This window comes from Clostridium sp. CM041, assembly GCF_055081035.1.
The window spans coordinates 2,842,954-2,862,636 of record NZ_CM143648.1 but is presented as its reverse complement, the minus strand read 5'-3'; the positions used below and the strand labels follow the sequence as shown (position 1 = coordinate 2,862,636).

The following is a 19,683-nucleotide window of genomic DNA, read 5'->3' as shown; positions in this document are numbered from 1 at the left end:
TACAATTTCTATTTGCTTTAAGAAACCTGTGATTCACTTGCTGTTAAATAAACGTTTAATAAATGTTAATTCTTTTGTTATGAATAAACCGAACAAATAAGTTAAAGTTGCAATCATACCCTTAACTATAACTGATAAAAATATATTTTCAATATTTATATTAATAATTGTCATTATTATTATCATTAAAACTGCAATTAGTACACTACTATATAAATTTCTAATAAATCCAACAATCTGTTTTTCTAATACTTTATATACTAGTATATAAAGTATTATTATGAAATTTAAGAAAAACGATATTACTACTCCTACAGCTACATACCCTATAGTTTTTGTACTTACCCCTACTAAAATACATGTTATTGTAGATGCAGTAGTAAGCATTCCACATTTAAATAACTCTTTAGTTCTACCAGTTGCTTGGAAAATAGCGCCTGAACATGATGACATCATTTGTATCCAAATAGAAATACTAAGAATTTTAAAAGATGGCACACTGCCTACCCAGTTATGCCCAAATAAAATCATTATTATTTCATTTGCACAAAAGAAACATATAACACTTACATAAATACCAATTAATGATAAAACTTTAGTAACTTTAACAAAATATCCATATATGATTTGTTTACTATCTTGATAGTCCGAAAGAATTGGATGCAATACCGGTGTAATTACAAATGTTAAATTTTGCAATGGGTATAACATTAGTTTATATGCTTTATCATAAAACCCAAGAGAATATTCTCCTATAAACTTTCCTATCAAAATATTATCTAGATTTCTAGAAAAATAATTAACAAAATTAAATCCGAATTGATACATTGAATAATTTTTAATAATCTTTATACTCTTATTACTATAACTAAAATAAATTTTTATTTTTGAACTAAAAAAATTCATCAAAAATAGTAGGGCGTTTGTTATAACAGAGTTAATAATTAATGAATAATAACTCGCCCCCTTCATTGCCAATATAATTGTTATACTTCCAACTAATATATTTACGCCTACCGTTATAAATCCTATATCCTTAAATCTTTTTTCCTTTAGCATTAGTGAATTAGGAACAATATTAACTACACTAAAAAATACGCTTAATGAAAGAATTCTTCCTAATTTAATATAAATCGAATTATTGAAAAATGCTGCAATTCCATAAGAAAAAGCTGAAAAAGCTATAGACATTATTATTGCCGATACGATTGTAAATAAGAATATATCAGATATATTCTTATCATCTAGTTCTTTTTTCTGAATAATCGCTGGACCTATTCCCATATCAGCTAATATACTAAAGAAGCTAATAAAAACCATTATTATAGCTACTATGCCAAAATCTTTTGGTGTTAATAATCTTGCTAATATAGAATTAATTATTAGCTGAATAATTACATTTGAATATTTAGCCACAAAATTAATTAAAACTGCTTTTTTTATACTTGTTGTACTCATATTTAATTCCTCATAATCTATTATGTATTTTTAATTTAATATTTTTCGTTGTTAAATAATATATTTTAATTCATAAGCCTATACAAAATACGTGCTGAACATCTACTGTGTTTAAGTATAAAAAGTTTCTTTTTCAATGGTGAATTCATTACAATGTCAGTACTTGCATCTTCTTTATGAAGTATTTGTATTTGTGGATTATATAAAGTTTTAAAATTATTTTTTCTACATAAATAATATAATATGTCTTCTTCCATATACATATACGTTTCCGGGAAAAATGCATAGCCAAAATATTGAATAAATAAGGGGGATAATATTATACACGCTCCATGTAATTGGACATTCTCAAGCTCAGTCATAACTGTATTTTCGCTTTCATTAATAGGAATAACTGTTTCATGGCTTATTCCTAATAATTTTTTTGAAGTCTTTATCAATTTTTGAGTATGTGTAATATATTTAAGATAATTTTTTATATAATCATAATCATTTGCTTTTATTAAAGCTTTTACCTCTTCTTTAGTAAGCCCTTTTAATCTTTGTGGACTTTGATGATAATGTTCACCTTGTATACTAAGGATATCAGGCCCTAACACATAATATTGAGTTCTATCAAACGTACTTATAATTGAATTAATAAAATCTGATTGTTTTATAATTGTATCATTGTTAATTAAAATTATAAAATCTGATTTTAATTTTTCTTTAGCATATGTATAGCCTATATTGTTTCCTTTAGCAAATCCAAAATTCTTTTCCCCCAAAATTACTTTTATTTTATCATTATTTGAAAACATTCTTTTTAATTCAATTCCACTATTATTAGAAGAGTTATTATCCACTATTATTATTTTATAATTATAATAATTTACATTATTTAGTATTGATTCAACACATTCTACTGTATCCTTCAATGCTAAGTAATGTAATATCACGAAGCTCACTTTTTCCACTATATTCATTCCTTCATTCATATAATTTTTTTATAGTTTTCTTATAATATTAATTTAATTTTATTTATATAAATTGTTTTCAATTTATATAAATATCCTGTACTATTTCTTTGTAATTATATTCTATAATCACCATCATTAACGGTAACAATATTATTCTTTGTGGATCAGTAATAATTAATGTAGGTGTTGTTATAATAAAAAAAATAAAACATCCTATATCAGTAATCGATTTTTCACTTGTTTTTATACCTTTATAAAAAGTCATTCTAAACAGTTTAAAAGTTAAAGCAATATACCATATCAATCCTGGTATACCTAACATAGCAATAAGCCCAATTATTCCAACATCAGACGGGTATAAATATCCTTGTTTACCATGAAGTATACTATAAGCCTCATTTAGTTTATCATCTTCAATAAATCCTATCCCATTAAGTGGGTTGTTCACAACTTTTTTAGTATAATATTCAATTGCTTCTTGTCTAGCAAATATACTACCTGATTTCGTAAAATCAGTAGAACTCAAAATTTTTTTTGCAGAACTAACATTAATTAAAGCAAAAGTTACACTTATCATTATTAAAATATATACTGTCTTTTTCTTGATTTTAAGAGATTTTACAAAAACTAAAACATTAAATAATGAAAGGACAGCCACGACTAATGAAATAATGACGGTTAATAATAGCATTCTAGTTTGGCATACAAAAATTATATAAGTTAACCCAAACACAACATTTAAAATATTTATTACACTATATCTATCTATTTTCACTTTAATAATTTCACAAAAGGATAACACAATTGATAAACTAATTAAAGTCGAAGGTTGAGTTAACCTTAATCTTGAGTTTCTAAAAAAAGTGATATTGAAATAATTATCAACCTCAAATATATTAAGAAATAAAGACTTATTATATTTATATGTAATTCCTTGTATAATAAATATAACTGAAGTAATCAAGGAACAGATTGCTATAATTTTAATAAGATTCAAATAATCTGTTTTATTTTCAAGCGCATATTTTAAAACATAATAAAACATAATAATAAGAAAATAATAGCTTGCTTTAATTAATGATTTTGTGCTTTGGCTATATTCGAAATAGCTAAATACAAATTGTATTAATATAATTATAATTAAACCAAAAATATACTTGTTGAACATGTATGTTTTAAATTTTTTTACTTCTTTTGTAATTAATAGTAAAAATAAAGAAATAAAAACTATTAGAACTATTATTAACTTATTATTATATGTATTACGTTTATTTATAAATTCTGGGATTTTAAATAAGTAAAAGAATCTAACTTCTAATAAAACTATTAATACTATAATACTTTGGGTTATTTTTTTCATAATTCCTCCTGTTATTTGCTGTATATTACTATTATTTAAACTAATTATAGCATAATAGTATTTTTTCAACTATAAATTAACTTTTGTATGCATCTTTAAAATGGTAATATTTAAATTCTATTTTCAAAATTTTATGTACTACATTCTATTCCTTTAATTTAAAATCCTTGTCAAATATTTCTAAAATATTATTTTCAAATAAATATTTTTGATTTTTTGTTTTCTCCCTATAAGCATCAAACTTATGTATATTTTCATCATAATTATCTAGTAAACAAATTATTTTTTTTACTATATTAGAAATTTCCTTCTCTGATGAATCAAATTTATACTCTTTCGGCACTAATACATCTACATCATTCTTAGCGCTACCTAAAGTTGATGTTATTATATTACAATAACAACATACTGCCTCTCTTGGAATCCTTTCTGGACCTGGGAAAAACCCAAAGTCAATATATATTTTTGACTTTTGCAACAAATCTCTTATTTCTTTAGTAGACATATTTTTAATAGGGATAACTTTTATTTCCTTATTAACTCTATATAACTCTTCTATAATTTTTTTTGTGAACTCATATCCCTTTGCTGAATTATATACTACTATATTTTCCTTTATACAATCTTCTCTAGTGGTTTTAATATAATCTTCTCTTATTGGACCACATAAATAAAAAGTATTTGTTTCTTTAACTCCATTTCCTATAAGAAAATCTTTTGCATATTGACAATTGTATAAATAATAATACAAGTTAATATTCTTATCTTTGTTAAAATTTAATTCCTTTAAACTTTTTTTAATTCGCTTTAAATTTAAATATATAAATGGTTTTACAATACCTTTAAATATATGTGGTATATTTCTTTTTTTTAAAACTTGATTTACTCTATTTTTATTTAAATTTTGAATATAAAAATCTAATGATAAAAACCATATACATTTTCGAATATTTTTATGTATATATAATAATTCTGTTAAGGTTTCTGGTATTATCATTAAATTTTTTTCATTATCATCAATAACATTTGCAAACGCAATGTTATATTCTTTAAATTTTTCAGGTATTAAAATATTATTTATATCTGGAGCTTGATAGTAATATATATAAGCTTTATATCCTTTATTCCTTAAATTTGATACTAATTGATGTAATGTCTCAGATCCACCACTTATTGCATTATAGGGAGTAACAACATATATTATTGATTCTTCATATATTTTCATCATATTTACCTCACTTAATCTATCAATCGTTTAACTACTATAATTTATATTTTCCAAAAATATTATTTTTAGAATCAAAACAACCATTCACAATCATTTTTAATTTACATATTTTATTGTTATCAAAAATTAATAATTTACATAATTCTTTTAGTGTATCCCTCATGTCAGATTTTATAAAATTAGGAACTATATGTCTATATTTTTTATAACAATATAGTTTGTTTCTCGCCAAATAATACATTCTTAATGGAGAATGCTCATAATAAGGGATTGTCTTACAAAATAACCTTTTCATAGTAACATCCCCTATATTGTGAAATAAAATTGATTTAGTTACCATCAGCATGCTATGTCCTTTTTCCTTTAGTCTAAAACAGAAATCATAATCTACAAAATCAATAAACAACTTTTCATCAAACATACCAACCTCAGTAAAAATACAGGTTTTAACTAAATTACCAGATGTTATCCATCCATCTACATATACGTTTTCGTCTTTTATTTTTTTTAATTGTTTATCAATATCTAAAGATTTTTCAACATAGTATGGAAATAAGCTTACTATATTCGATCCTTTTTCATTATCATACGCTTTAATCATCTGTTTTACCATATCTTCTTTAGCTATACTATCATGGTCTAATGTAAGAACCCAATCATAATTATTTTCTATTGCATACTCTATTCCCCTATTCAAGGCAAAAGCAATTCCTAAATTTTCTTTTAACAAAATTAATTTAGTTTCATAATTATCTTCTATAGATTTTAATATGGAAAGTGTTTCACACTTTGAACCATTATCAACAATTACAACTCCGTCAACTTGATTAATTATTGATTTAAATGTTTTTAAAAAATCTTTCCCGCAATTGTATGTAACTATAACGCAACATATATTTTTAATCATATTTATTACTCCTATAAATAAAAAATTTTGAATACTTATCATATATAAAATAAATGTTTTATCACTTATTAATCATTGCAATATAAATATAATAATAGATAGTACTAGGTATTTTATAATGATTAATTCCTAATTTAGCATTTTTTATTATTTTAGAAATTGTTTTTCCTTTAAAAGCATTAATATATTGAATTAATGTTCCATTATTCATATATCTATACTTATTACAAAATTCTAAGTTTTGTTCTACTTGCTTATTAAACGAGTTGATTTTATGTCTTATATTTTTGATTTTCTTTTTTATCTTAATATTATTAATTCCGCCAGTCACATTGTTTTCATGTTGCCGATATAAAATAGTTTCTTGATTTATATGGTATATTGTTCCTAATAATTGTGCATGTAATGCAATCCAGTAATCATGATTCTCAGCTTTTCCACTTATAGGAAATACTTTATTAATTAAACTATTATTAAGCATCATTGTACACCCCCAAATATAGTTATACCCTAATAACATATTTAAAGATTTATTTTTAACTTTTATGTTTTTATCACCCAAATATTTAAGATTCTTGTCTACATAAGATAAATTAGTGTATACTAATATAGGTTCATTTTCACCTTTTATCTTTTCAATGTTTTTCATAGCATCCATCGTTAATTCTATTTTATCATTTTTCCAAACATCATCTTGATCTGAAAACATTACATATTTTTGTTTTAAACTTTTTTTTAATAATTCATTAAAATTTCTAATCTGACCAATATTGTCATTTCCTGTTATTAAACTAATTCTATTATCTTTTTTCATAAAATTTTCAATAATTTTCACTGTGTTATCATGCGAGCAATCATCTCTAATTATCATTTCCCAATTCTTATAAGTTTGAGAAATAATACTTTGTATTTGTTCTTCTAAAAAGTTTTCTCCATTGTACGTAGCCATTAATACTACAACTTCATCATTCATATATAATTCTTTCACATCACTTTCTTGAAAATAGATTTTAATCTGATATATCTACTTTAAAGTTTAATAAAGCATATTAATTTAGTATTTGGCTATATATTGTATTTATATTATTGCAGTGTTCTTTCAATCCATAACTAAAATCATCATTTAATATATTATAATTAATGTTTTTTAAAATATTTCTATCATCATAAAATTTCTTTATTGTAGTTTTAAACGAACTTTTATCCGCTGTTATGATCATATTTTTTCCATATTTTTTCTGGTTTATCAAATCCTTACTTCCAACCTTGTCACTTAATAAGACTGGTACCCCATAGCTTAAAGCCTCCAATGTAATAAACCCAAATGTTTCATTCCAAATACTCGGCACCACTAATACGTCCGTTCTATCAAATATTTTTTTCAAATCATTATACTTATATTTTCCATTTATATTAATATTACATGGCAATTCACAAATCTCTTTTTCATCACCATATGCATTTAATATCACCTTATCATATCCATCTTTTATTAACGCTTCCATAACTTCGCATAATAAATTAAAGCCTTTATATTCTTTATTAGGCCCTAAATATGTCAATCTCAACTTTTCACCATCAAATTTCTTTTCTTTTCTATTATCTTGTATATCCTTATGCGTTATAGACACAATATCGCCTTCTGCTTTTATGTGCTTATTATATACATTTTTCGCTATGCTACTATTAAATAAAAATTTATCTATATATCCAAACATTTGCCTATAATAATTAATTAGTTGTTGATACTGTTCTTTATCGAACTGTCTTCTTTCTAAAGTTATGTTTATTTTAATATCATCTTTGCATTCTTTTTTATTTCTTGCAATATATGACATTTTTTTTAATTTACGAATATCAACATTATTTCGAATAAATCGATAAGTTCTTGATTGTAACATTTTTATTTTATTTAGACTGCTTCCAGTCAAATTACAATTCATACATTTATCAATTTCTTTGCCTTCACATAATTTCCCATTATTATCTATAAAATTAACTTTTGTACACAAACCAAAATAATCATGAGTTGTATAAACTACTTTTACATTCAACTCCCTGCATGCTTCTAGCATTTCTTTATGTAACCCCATAAAAGTATGAATATGAACTATATCAATATTGAGTTTTTTTATGAAGTTCATATAAATATACTTATCACACTTTTTTATATATTCATTTGAATTTATAATCCCATTTAATAAAGGAACCGGTAATGGATTTACTACTTCATACACCTTTATCCCTTTGTACTTTTTATACTTGTTAATACTAGTTCTTTTATTTACAAATCCGATTTTGCCAGGAAAAAGCAAGTAGACCTCTTGATTTTCTTTGACTTGTTCTTCCATTAAATCGCGAGAATATTTTGTTAACCCACCGCTTCTATATGGTGGTAATCCTAATGAGTAATGCAATATTTTCATAAATAAACTCCCCAATACTATTTCAAGTCTTTTAAAGATTACTATTTACACTTTCGGTTTTACATTTATTAATAAATTTTCATATTCATTTATAATATAACTCCATTTATATTCCTTTTCTATTCTTGCCTTAGCTTTAACTCCTAAATTCCCTATATACTCTTTATCTACATTATCCAATTTGTTTATTAGATTAGATAAATCGCCCTTTTCCTTATTAAAATATACAGCTCCGTCCATGCCAACTTCTCTATTAAATCCAACATCTAAAAGCAAATTTAAATCTGTAGTTGCCAATGCTTCCAATAGAGACGGATTTGTCCCTCCAACTTCATGACCATGGAAATATCCATATGCATTTTCTCTAATCTTTTTCAATAGTTCTTGATTGTAAACTGTTCCAACAAATTTTATTCTCTTATCCCTATTAAAATTTGTTTTTCCCTTTAAATTATCATAAAACTTATTTTCCTCAACATTAGTTATTAATATAAAATCTTTTTTCGTTTTCGATTTCATAAACTCAGTTATCATAGTTTCATAATTATTTTCCGGAACAAATCTTCCAACCACTAAATAGTAATTTTTTTTATTAATATTCTTTTCGTTATACCATTCACGTAAATTACTATCATCATCTGATAATTTTGATTTTGCAGTATCAGCTCCATAAGCTATAAATGTTGTTTTTGGGTTATACTGCTTATAATCTTCTTGTATATATTTTTCAATATTCTTTGAATCACATATCAATAAGTCTGCATGCTTCACCATGTACTTTTCTGAAATTTTCCAATATTTTCTTATGGATTTGTTCCATTTTCCTCTTTTCCATTCGTGTCCATCCGGATTAACAATTAAGGTTCCACCCAATTTTTTCAACTTCTTTTTATAATATCCGACAAATGGCCCTATTCTACACGCTAAAATGTATATTACAGAATTTTTTATATTCTTTTCTTTAATGTATCTAATACTTTCTTTTAATGCTACAATATCGTAATAAATTGCCCTTGCTGAGCCAATATTAGGTACTTTTATGTTAAAGCATTCAGCGTCATTATATTCAAATTTCTTATAATCATCTGCCAAGCAAGAAACATGATATTTTATTTCTTTACTTTTCTGTCCCTCTGTTAATTTATCAACAAACGTCTCAAATCCACCATATTTTGCTGGTATTCCTTTAGAACCTATAATAAACACATGTTTCATTTTCTAATCCCCTTATGCAATATCCTATCTTATAGTTGCTGCAACTTCACTTTTATCCTCTTCTGTCAAATTTAAAACAGTCTTTCTGCCAACAGAATAATATTCTATCGCTTTTTCTTCTGCTTCTGCTATTTTATGACAGTTTCTACCATCAAATATAATAGGAGTTTTCATTAGTTTTTCATACTCTTCTAATTTTAAAGACTTTATCTCATTCCATTCAGTAAATATAAATGCTAAATCTGCGTCTTCTAATGTTTCTTCCGGAGTGCTTACATACTGTATTTCATTTGGGTAAATCTTTTTAAAATTTTCGATTCCTACTGGATCATAAGCAACTATTTCTGCTCCTTCATCTAAAAGTCTTCTTACATTTAGTATTGATGGAGCTTCTCTTAGATCATCTGTCCCCGGTTTAAATGTTAATCCTAAGACCGCTACTTTTAATCCTCTTAAACTTCCAAATCTTTGTTTAGCCTTTCTAAAAAGCTTATATTTTTGGTTTTCATTGACTTCTATAGTTGCCTTTATTGTTTTTAATTCATATCCATTATCATTTGCTAGCCAATGAAGCGCCTTTGTATCTTTAGGAAAGCATGACCCACCATACCCTAGTCCTGCATTCAAGAATTTATCCCCTATCCTTGAGTCATAACTCATACCTTTTGTTACGTCTTCGATATCTGCTCCAACTATTTCACAAAAATTTGCTATTTCATTTATAAATGAAATCTTCAAAGCTAAAAAATCATTTGAAGCATATTTTATCATTTCTGCACTTCTTCTATTAGCTACAACTATCGGCTTGTTAAATTTTCCATATATCTGTTGCAATGTATCTCTTGCTTTATCCGATTCCACACCGATTACTATTCTATTAGCATATAAGGTATCTTTAACCGCCGTACCTTGCGCTAAAAACTCTGGATTTGAAGCAACTTCTATTTGAACATCATTAACTAAATGCTCTCTTAAAAATCCTTCCACTTTATCATTAGTTCCTATAGGAACTGTTGATTTAACTACAACTAAACAATCTTTTTCTACATTTTCAGCTATTTGTGCTGCAACAGTATATACATAATCTAGATTGGCTGAGCCATCTTGTCTTTCTGGGGTACCTACGCCTATAAATACAACATCTGCATCTTTATATGCATTTACATAATCTGTAGTAAAATTAAGTCTCTTTAATTCATAATTGTTTTTTAAAAGTTCATCTAATCCTGGTTCGTATATTGGAGAAATTCCCTGTTTCATAATTTCAACTTTTTTTTCATTAATATCTACACACGTTACATTATGACCAACTTCTGATAAACATGCTCCTGTAACTAGCCCTACATAACCTGTTCCCGCTACAACTATCTTCATAAATTTTGCTCCCTCATCTCTTCATAGTTCTTTGTAAATTTATTGTTAATAATTACAAGCTTTTAATTATTAATTATTGACTAAACCCTTTATCTAGCTCCATTATCCCCAAACAGCACTCCCACCGTTTTGAAGATAAGACCTATATCTACTAATGTGTTCCTATTTTCTAAGTATTCAACATCCAATTCCATCCATTCTTCAAAACTAATATTACTTCTACCCCTAACCTGCCAATAGCAAGTTAAACCTGGTTTTGCAATTAATCGTTGTTTTTGAAATGAGTTAAACTGTGCTACTTCCTTAGGCAGACTTGGTCTTGGTCCTACGATTGACATTTGGCCATTTAATATATTAAAAAGCTGGGGTAACTCATCTATACTTGTATTTCTTATGAATTTCCCTATTTTAGTTATTCTTGGGTCTTCTTTTATCTTAAACATAGGTCCTGACATTTCATTTTTTTCGCGAAGCTTGTCAAGAAGACCTTCTGCATCTGAACACATAGACCTAAACTTATACATCTTAAATCCCTTACCATCTTGTCCAACTCTATTCTGCGCAAAAAAAACAGGTCCTTTAGAATCTAATTTTATCCAAATGGCAACAACAATCATCACCGGACTCAGTAATAAAATTCCACATAAAGCACCTATGATATCAATTATTCTTTTAACTATAAAATATCCTGCATTTTTTTCATACTCACTAATAATCTTTAACTGTGTCTCCCTCAAATCCGTTTCTAATTCTTCCATTGGTATCCCCTCCTATTATTATAGTATACAGAATCCTGCACTCTGCTTCGCCAAACATTTATAACAATATCTAAAATTTTTATTTTACTAATTCCTACAAAATTACACTGTTTTATTATATAATCCCTAAATTTTCACGTCAAATCTTAAATTTAATAATTCAGTACATCCGTCAATCGAATACGACACTTTTTTATAACTTATTGCCTATATGTAGTGGAATATGTTTGTTTTTTCTAATATTCCATATATAATTATATAATTTATTAAATATACATTTTTATACAATTTAATACATTTTAATTTGTTTTTATTTATAATTTAGTATATCATAATATTTACAAAATGTTTCCTTTTTTTATTATATAACAAATTCAATAACATTTACATCATTTTTTATATCCTATCCAAGATGTATCACCCCCCTATTATATCCTCTTTTCTTAGCTTTTGCATTAAATAACTAAATACTATAGTGGCTCTTGTATAATTTCTCTTAAATTATCACCTGCGGTGCTGCAACATCTTTGAAGAAGATAAATTGACAACTTCAAAAGGAGATTTACACTTTCATTAAAGTTTTATTTCGTTATAGTATGTGCCTCTACTTATAGAAGTGTGAGACTCTCCTTCTGAAATGTCGTTAAAAATTAAATAAAAGAGGAGAGAATAATTATAATTATTCTCTCCTCTTTTATTTGTTCGAATTATTTCATTAATTATGCATAAAGTAGGCAAACTTATCTGTGTAATAAGTTGCACGCATGTCTCGTACATGAACTGAGCTACCTTGGTTGTCTGCAATATATGCCAAAGTATAATTACTACTAGCCCACCCCATAAATACAAATGTATGTGTTGGATATCCTCCGCCATCATTAGTTGTAAAACAAATACTTCCTGGAGTAAGCTTTTTAATATTCCAATTAGGCTCCCATCCACGTGCATTTAGGTAACTTAAATACTGTCTTGTGTTACATGTTCCTAGTGGAACAGGTACTCCCATTCTTCTCATTACTTCGCTTGAGAAATAAACGCAATTATTTGAAGTATTTCCACCATGTAATGCCACTGCCCTGTTTAGTACATTAGTAACATTAGTTGAAGAGTTTAAATAGTTTGCAATCCTAGCTTCAAGCGCTGTTTGATTTGAACCTTCCGCTGCCGCAATTCTATCCGCTTCTATTTTAGCAAGTCTTGCTGCTTCTTCTTTAGCCAACCTGTCTGCTTCTATCTTATTTAATTTAGCTGCTTCTATTTTAGCTATTCTATCTGCCTCTATTTTAGCAATCTTATCCGCTTCTCCTTTAGTTATATTACCTTCTGCTTCTTTAGCTATTCTAGCTGTTTCTACTTTGGCTATCCTATCCGTTTCCACTTTAGCTATCCTATCGGTTTCTGCTTTAGCTATTCTATCTGCCTCTACCTTCGCAAGCCTGTCCAACTCTATTTTAGCTAAATTAGCAGCCTTTACTTCTTCTGCTCTATCAAATGATGCTTTCGCTATTTCGTAATTTTCTGCTGTTCTAGCTTGTTTAGATGGATCTGCCATCTCAGCGGCTACCCTATCAATTTCTTCTTGTTTAGCTTTATTTGCAGCTATCTGTGCCAATTTGCTAGCTTTTACTTTATCTGCTTCTCCTTTTTCAGCTTTATCTACCGCTATCTTTTCCAGTCTAGCAACCTCTTCTTGCTCCTCTGCTTGCTTTGCTAGCACCTCCGCTTCCTTTGCTAACTTCTCCTTTTTAGCCTTCTCAATAACTAGTTCATCAATTTTTTCTTTAGATATTAACTGTTTCTTACTAATTGTTGCCTTTGTACTAGTTGGCTTAACAACTGCTTCTGTAAGAGTTACCTTATTTACTTTCTTTTGGCTTGAAAGAGCAACCTCACTTTTAACTGGTTGTTCCGCCTTACTTGCAATTGCCCATGCGCTAGTACTTAAGCCTACCACCGCTGTTAATGCTGCTATTACTACTAATCTCGTTCTCATTTTCGTTTTCTTTCTCATTTCAGTTCTAGTTATTTGTTTCACTTGTCATATCCCCCTAAATTTGTTAATTTCTTTGAATTCGTACTCTCATAAGACTAATTATGTAATTCTTATTTATGTTGCAGCTGTCCCTTATTAATATACCAATTTTATCTACTTCCCTACTAATTGTCGTAATCCTTTAATTTTCGCATTGCAAATAACGACAAATACTGCATATTGCTAACATATATTCATCAATCATTTTATGTGATATTTTACTTGTTTTTGTATTTATTCTAGTGGAAAGCGATTAAATTGGGATTATCTCCTTCGAGGTCGCAAAATTGATTGACATAAAATTATGTCAATTGTATAATAATAATTGTAAAATATATCTTTATATGATAATAATTTAATATATATAGCGTTTTATGCAATTTCAAGTAAAATTTATTTATACTTTTGCATAATATGAATGATAGGGGCGAATTAATGTGAGTGAACAAACTGTATATCAGTATGCAAAATTTGATTTTTTAAAAAAGTTTCTTTTTACTTCTAAAGTTAACAAACAACTTAAAGATTGCAAAAACATTGAATCATATTTACTTAGCAATGATTATTTAAAAAAACATGACAGTAGATTAAACTTAGTAATCTCTGATGGATTTAGCAATGAGGTAGAAAATAGTTATTTCTTATATAAGGGCTATACCCAGGATGGTAGTTTAACTCCTTTACAAAAATATATTGTTATTGATGGAGAAGTAAAGAAACACATTGATGTGATTAATCGCGATATTATTATTATAGATTTATATGAGAAAAGCATATACCTACATAGCTATTTTAAAGACAGCAACTATATTACAGGGTATTTAATTAAGGAAGAAACAAACTCCAAAATAAACAAAACTTTAATATTTAGCAATGAAAAAATTAAAATAAATATTAAGCGTATTAATAAATCTGATACTATTCTTGTAGTTGATGATTTTATAAATAAATTTATCATATAGAGAAGTTCTCCTAATAGGAGGGCTTTTTTTATATTCAGGATACATAATCAAAAACTCCACACAAAACATAGTACTGCTAATTTTAATGTATTAAGAGAAACCAAATCTCCATCAGTGCTTGTTGAGACTGGTTTCATCGATAGTACAGCAGATTTCTGAATATAAGAATGCCTTTTGTAGCATACTAAGGATAAATTATGAGAAATTATGGAGATGTTATTATTGGCTTCTAAAAAAAATTCATTACTAATTGTAATGTTGTCGTTGATAACATTATTATTTTATAGTTTTCTACCTCTAACTAATATCCAAAATGTTATTGCTACAAATATAACATTAGATAATGGAACCTCAAATGAGAAACGAGGAACACCACATTATGATTATATTATAGGAAAGGATCATTGGCCCCATTACCGTGTATTCTTTTGGGTTCCTAAAAGCGCTACCCAATTTACACCCTATGCTGATAGCGGAGTTAATACAAATGTTTCAGAACACGGTGATGCTTCAAAGTGGTCCGTAGTTGTTACCCCCGAAATAAAAGATGATAGAAAATTAGTGTTCATATATGTACCTAAAACTTTTGTTTTTCTATATGGAAATGGCTTTGAGGATGTTATACATTTAAACTATTATTAGTTTTGAGATATTTACTTCCTATAGGAGATATTTTCAATAGTTTTTGAATGATTTAAACTTTCTATACCACTTGAGCAAATTTGTTCAATAGTAGCTTGACCTGGTCAAGTAAAATTGTAACACTTGTGTGTAAATAATTACTTAGAATATCTTTTCTCAAAAGGGGCTAATCCTCCCAGAGAACTATGAGGCCGTTTATGGTGATAATATCTAAAAATATAATCATTTGTTAGTTCTTCTAAATGTAGAGCATCCTTAATACTGTAATGCTTAATATGTTCATTCTTGAGTTTTCCAAAGAAAGACTCCATAGGAGCGTTATCATATGGACAACCTGCTTTGCTCATAGACTGCTGCATTTTTTTATCCTCGCAAAAGGAAGTGAATGCCTTTGAGGTATAATCGACTAAAGAAAAGGGATTGCTCCCTTCCCCTCGTCTAAGAACCGTACGTGAGAGTTTCCCGCTCATACGGCTCAAGCATTTCTTCACCTTTTCAGGCGGCATTCAGTGATTGTAGTTTCATTCTTCTTTTAACAAAATATTCCTTATGTAAAAAAGGATTTTGAGAGATTTTCAAATTTGGGTGTCGGACTATTTTGATTCGCCTTAAATTAATAAGAGAATAGTCTTCTGTCATAAAAACCCATATTTTGTATCCCTTCTGATGCCAATACTTATTAATTCGCCACCGTTTATTTTTATTTGGGTGTCGATGCTTTGCCCAATAATGTAATAAGTAATAAAGTGTGTTGTTAATGTAAGAAAAAACTTGACTAGCTACTGTGTGTTTATGATAGTTAGTCCAACCTCTTATTACAGAATTGAGTCTACGAATTATATCCGATTGAGTGCATGCTCTCCCTTCTTTAAGAATAATAGTGGAACATTTCCTTATCAAGCTTTTTACTGAACCTTTTGAAGGTTTAACAATAAGTTTTTCTTTGAATTTCCGAAATGTCCAACCTAGAAAGTCAAAACCTTCATTTATATGGGTAATTCTAGTCTTTTCTTCAGATAACACTAGTCCTCGAGTTTCAAGAAACTGACTAACAACTTCTTTAAGTTCTATTGCAACTTCTTTAGTATTTGCAGTTATTATAAAGTCATCAGCATATCGTACTAGATTTACTTTGGTTTTTGCACGATAGTGATTTTCGATATTCCCTTTTGTGTTACGATGGTATTTATCTTGAATCACCTTTTCAAGACCATCAAGTGCCATGTTTGCATAAAGACTTGATATGGCACCTCCTTGCGGAGAACCTGTGTCCGTCGGAAATAACTTACCCTCGTATATAAACCCTGATTTCAGAAACTGTTTCATGATTCTTTTATCCATTGGAATGTTTTCTTGTAACCAACTATGGTTGATGTTGTGTCGGGTAAGAGTGGAGCATTACTGCTCCCTACTCCCCTTGGAACCGTACTTATATGTTTCCATATATACGGCTCGAGCATGCTTTCATCCGAGACTTCTGTTCAAATTATTCCTGCAAGTTTCTTATTCAGTATACTTTTGTGGCAGTCAAATATTTGCTTTTTATTTGGTTCTGTTAATGTGCTAGAAAAGTAATTACTATACTCTTCATCACAGCTTTTGTGTACCAGTTGTATATTTTTATATTCATTAGTACCACCAAATATTTTAGGTATTTTATAGTGAGTTACCAGGATTTCTTTTCCATTTGTAATATCTTTTTTACATAAAGGGCATAAGTATTTCTGTTTTTTAGCTAATTTTTGTCTCGATTTAATATTATTTTTATCGAATTCTTTAGTCTTTCTCTTTTGAAAATAATCATTAAGTCTTTCATCAAAAGGAGTAAAGTCATGCTTTATAAGTACATGTCTGACAATCGGCGTCCACTTCATTTTAGTTAACTGTCTGCCTGTAATCGGGTCTGTAAGTATCCATTTATCCCTTTAAATTTATCTGATATTTTACTTTTTAGAGTTTTAATACTCTTTTGGGATGGTTTAATTAGGAGTTTGGTTTTATTTCCGTTTTTATATGTTCTAATATTAAAGCCTAAAAAGTCAAATCCCTCTGCCACATTTGTTATTTTCGTTTTTTCTTCTGCAAGTTCTAAACCTCTTGCATTTAAGTAACCGGATAATGAATTATATACATTTTCTGCATCTTCTTTTGTATAGCACATAATTACAAAATCATCAGCATAAACAGATAGTGTATATTTCCCTCTATTTTCATACTTAATAACGCCGGTAGCAGTCTGTGTTGTTTTGTACTTGACGCCAAGAGCCTTTCCCATTCCATTAAGTGCAATATTAGCAAGTAACGGTGACGCAATCGAGCCTTGAGGTGTTCCATTATCTGTTTCATTGAAAATATTGTTATCAACATAGCCTGCTTTCAGCCAGTTATAAATGATTTCATTAGCTGGAAATGTTCCTATTTGTTCCATGATGTAGTCATGATTTAACGTTCCAAAACAGTTCTTAAAATCACCCTCAAATATCCATTGTCTCTTTTTCCTCGCCAAGGAAAGATAAATTCTCAGGATGGCGTCTTGACAACTTCTTTGAGGTCTAAATCCATACATAGTGGGTTCAAAACGAACTTCCCATTGAGGTTCTAATGATATTTTAACAATATTTTGATATACTCTATCAATGATTGTGGGAATACCTAAAGGTCGTAACTTGCCATTTTTTTTCTTTATGTAAACTCGATATGCTGGTTTAGGTTTGTGTAAATATATACTCATTTTTTGCATTTTTACATAGAGGTTATATCTTGCTTTTGAATTCAATGCTACAAATCCATCCACACCAGCTGTTTTTTTTCCTTTATTAGATTGAGTAACTCGTTTAATTGATAGTAACAAAGCACCTTGACTGTGAATAAGTAACCTTTGTAAGTCTCTTACTTTTCTTTTTTGTCCAAGTTTTTCGGCATGATATATTCGTTGTTGTAATTTCCCTACATATTTTTCAATGGATTTCCAGTCAAACTGTTGCCATTGATTATTAGTGTTAGATAATGCGGACTTCTGTTTAGAAGCATTCATCGACTGTTACCTCCCTTTTGGACATTACTTTACGCTTTATATCATGTTGCATACCTGTTTAGAAATTCAGCTCTCTTTCGAGTGTGAAAAAAAAAATCACTATCCCTCCAGTTATTTCCTTTCCTGTTGTCTTTTGACTTAAGGGCATTTGCTTATTTCAACATCCTTTACCCACTGTGGAAATTAGGCTTTCCTTGCGGAAGGCTTACCATTTTTATGGACCACATTGGGCTTACCAAGTTTGACTTCTGTCAGACACGAATGGGTTAGGTCTTCCTTATATGCCGGTAGATATATGGGTTGATGCCTATATGCACTTCGATACATATTTTCCTATCTACATCAATAGCAAATATATCCCAACTATTGTCAAAGGTTTCGACACTTTATACAGAATTCATTTGCATTAACCATACCATTCTTCCCTTAACCAACTTTGTCTCGGATACTAGACATTGATTAGGTATTTCCTCATGCAACCCACAAAGGAATTACTTCCCTTGCAGTTTCAGATAGGGATATCCTTTCAACTAGGATAGGATATAGGATTAACTATATCCACTGACAATTGCGGAAGAAGTCACTTCTTGTCGCACCAAAGCATCCCTTTATGTCTCCTTCTAATATCCATGTAGGAGAGCATTTTCTTGCTAGTACATTAAATATTTGTTCACATGCATCTTTGGCACTTCTTCCCTGACGAAACCCAAACGAGATGTTATCACCTTTGGTTTCAGCAATCGGTTCGAGTGCTAATGCATATAAAGTCTGCATTGCTCTATCATACATTGTCGGGATTCCTAAAGGTCGCTTCTTATTCTTGCCTTTTTTTGCAATATAAACTCTTTTGAGTGGTTTTGATTTGTAATGTTCACCATTAAGTTTAAGTACCGCTTTCATTTTTGAGGCAGAAGTGGACCATAGTTTTTTATCAACACCTGATGTCTTCTTTCCTTTGTTGGTGGTTACCTTTTTCACTGCATAGGCTTTTGCCGAAAAAGAATGTGTCAGTAAATATTGTAGCTGTTTTGCTTTGTTTTTATCACCTTTCACTGTTGCCTTAGCTATACGGGACTGTAGCCTATTAACATCATTTTGTACTTGTATCCAATCAATGCAATCCCATTTGTCTGCAAGTGTTTTAGTGTCTTTTAGCCTCTCGGTTTTAGCCTCTCGGTTTTATCCGTCGTTGAGTTATTAAAATTCATAAGTTTACCGTCCTTTCCTGCCAAGAAATACCATAGGACAAGTCAGCACCCTTTCAGGTTAGAGCAAAATTTGAACTCTTATCTGTTTTCATTACAAAAACGGCTTTCGCTTTTTATCCT

General features: G+C 28.6%; 19 protein-coding genes. 3 read left to right on the top strand and 16 right to left on the bottom strand.

Translation table 11 applies throughout. The features are described 5' to 3' along the window. Window positions 1–33: 33 nt before the first annotated feature. The 11 genes from ACWJJT_RS13540 to ACWJJT_RS13490 form a co-directional block, all read right to left on the bottom strand. Window positions 34–1,458, bottom strand: coding sequence for a lipopolysaccharide biosynthesis protein (locus tag ACWJJT_RS13540; RefSeq protein WP_462955070.1), 1,425 nt, complete (start codon window positions 1,456–1,458; stop codon window positions 34–36). A 65-nt stretch (window positions 1,459–1,523) separates the two neighbouring features. Next, window positions 1,524–2,414 (bottom strand): glycosyltransferase, encoded by an 891-nt coding sequence (locus ACWJJT_RS13535; RefSeq protein ID WP_462955069.1) that lies wholly within the window; start codon window positions 2,412–2,414, stop codon window positions 1,524–1,526. 79 nt (window positions 2,415–2,493) lie between these two features. After that, window positions 2,494–3,777 carry a hypothetical protein gene (locus ACWJJT_RS13530; RefSeq protein ID WP_462955068.1) on the bottom strand — a complete coding sequence of 428 codons (1,284 nt, stop codon included), beginning with the start codon at window positions 3,775–3,777 and terminating at the stop codon, window positions 2,494–2,496. A 145-nt stretch (window positions 3,778–3,922) separates the two neighbouring features. Next, window positions 3,923–5,005 carry a hypothetical protein gene (locus tag ACWJJT_RS13525; protein WP_462955067.1) on the bottom strand — a complete coding sequence of 361 codons (1,083 nt, stop codon included), beginning with the start codon at window positions 5,003–5,005 and terminating at the stop codon, window positions 3,923–3,925. 34 nt (window positions 5,006–5,039) lie between these two features. Next, window positions 5,040–5,912 (bottom strand): glycosyltransferase family 2 protein, encoded by an 873-nt coding sequence (locus ACWJJT_RS13520; protein WP_462955066.1) that lies wholly within the window; start codon window positions 5,910–5,912, stop codon window positions 5,040–5,042. Window positions 5,913–5,973: 61 nt separating this feature from the next. Beyond that, a complete protein-coding gene (locus ACWJJT_RS13515; protein WP_462955065.1) occupies window positions 5,974–6,885 on the bottom strand; it encodes a glycosyltransferase family 2 protein in 912 nt (303 codons plus the stop codon). Window positions 6,886–6,961: 76 nt separating this feature from the next. Next, window positions 6,962–8,338, bottom strand: coding sequence for a glycosyltransferase (locus ACWJJT_RS13510; protein WP_462955064.1), 1,377 nt, complete (start codon window positions 8,336–8,338; stop codon window positions 6,962–6,964). Window positions 8,339–8,383: 45 nt separating this feature from the next. After that, entirely contained in the window at window positions 8,384–9,553 is a 1,170-nt protein-coding gene (cps2T, locus tag ACWJJT_RS13505) for a beta 1-4 rhamnosyltransferase Cps2T (protein ID WP_462955063.1), read from the bottom strand. A gap of 24 nt (window positions 9,554–9,577) precedes the next feature. After that, complete coding sequence (locus ACWJJT_RS13500; protein ID WP_462955062.1) at window positions 9,578–10,927, bottom strand: UDP-glucose dehydrogenase family protein; 1,350 nt, start codon at window positions 10,925–10,927, stop codon at window positions 9,578–9,580. A gap of 89 nt (window positions 10,928–11,016) precedes the next feature. After that, window positions 11,017–11,685: a sugar transferase gene (locus tag ACWJJT_RS13495; RefSeq protein WP_462955061.1), complete on the bottom strand. Its 669-nt coding sequence runs from the start codon at window positions 11,683–11,685 to the stop codon at window positions 11,017–11,019. A 715-nt stretch (window positions 11,686–12,400) separates the two neighbouring features. Continuing rightward, window positions 12,401–13,720 carry a hypothetical protein gene (locus ACWJJT_RS13490; RefSeq protein WP_462955060.1) on the bottom strand — a complete coding sequence of 440 codons (1,320 nt, stop codon included), beginning with the start codon at window positions 13,718–13,720 and terminating at the stop codon, window positions 12,401–12,403. A gap of 434 nt (window positions 13,721–14,154) precedes the next feature. On the opposite strand from ACWJJT_RS13490, the gene ACWJJT_RS13485 reads away from it, so the two are divergent. The 3 genes from ACWJJT_RS13485 (at window position 14,155) to ACWJJT_RS13475 (ending at window position 15,321) form a co-directional block, all read left to right on the top strand. After that, window positions 14,155–14,679, top strand: coding sequence for a hypothetical protein (locus ACWJJT_RS13485; protein ID WP_462955059.1), 525 nt, complete (start codon window positions 14,155–14,157; stop codon window positions 14,677–14,679). 30 nt (window positions 14,680–14,709) lie between these two features. Next, window positions 14,710–14,838: an N-acetylmuramoyl-L-alanine amidase gene (locus ACWJJT_RS13480; protein ID WP_462956778.1), complete on the top strand. Its 129-nt coding sequence runs from the start codon at window positions 14,710–14,712 to the stop codon at window positions 14,836–14,838. Between the two features lie 63 nt (window positions 14,839–14,901). Then, a complete protein-coding gene (locus tag ACWJJT_RS13475) occupies window positions 14,902–15,321 on the top strand; it encodes a hypothetical protein (protein WP_462955058.1) in 420 nt (139 codons plus the stop codon). Between the two features lie 137 nt (window positions 15,322–15,458). On the opposite strand, the gene ACWJJT_RS13470 is transcribed toward ACWJJT_RS13475, so the two are convergent. The 5 genes from ACWJJT_RS13470 to ACWJJT_RS13450 all read right to left on the bottom strand — a co-directional run bounded on the left by ACWJJT_RS13470 (window position 15,459) and on the right by ACWJJT_RS13450 (window position 19,423). Continuing rightward, window positions 15,459–15,791 carry an integrase core domain-containing protein gene (locus ACWJJT_RS13470; protein WP_462956777.1) on the bottom strand — a complete coding sequence of 111 codons (333 nt, stop codon included), beginning with the start codon at window positions 15,789–15,791 and terminating at the stop codon, window positions 15,459–15,461. Between the two features lie 25 nt (window positions 15,792–15,816). Continuing rightward, the gene (locus ACWJJT_RS13465; RefSeq protein ID WP_462955057.1) at window positions 15,817–16,662 is read right to left on the bottom strand and encodes a group II intron maturase-specific domain-containing protein; all 846 of its coding nucleotides are present in this window, start codon (window positions 16,660–16,662) and stop codon (window positions 15,817–15,819) included. A gap of 140 nt (window positions 16,663–16,802) precedes the next feature. After that, window positions 16,803–17,195 (bottom strand): HNH endonuclease, encoded by a 393-nt coding sequence (locus tag ACWJJT_RS13460; RefSeq protein ID WP_462955056.1) that lies wholly within the window; start codon window positions 17,193–17,195, stop codon window positions 16,803–16,805. Between the two features lie 5 nt (window positions 17,196–17,200). After that, window positions 17,201–18,355, bottom strand: coding sequence for a reverse transcriptase domain-containing protein (locus ACWJJT_RS13455; RefSeq protein WP_462955055.1), 1,155 nt, complete (start codon window positions 18,353–18,355; stop codon window positions 17,201–17,203). A 552-nt stretch (window positions 18,356–18,907) separates the two neighbouring features. Then, the gene (locus ACWJJT_RS13450) at window positions 18,908–19,423 is read right to left on the bottom strand and encodes a reverse transcriptase N-terminal domain-containing protein (RefSeq protein WP_462956776.1); all 516 of its coding nucleotides are present in this window, start codon (window positions 19,421–19,423) and stop codon (window positions 18,908–18,910) included. Window positions 19,424–19,683 lie beyond the last annotated feature (260 nt).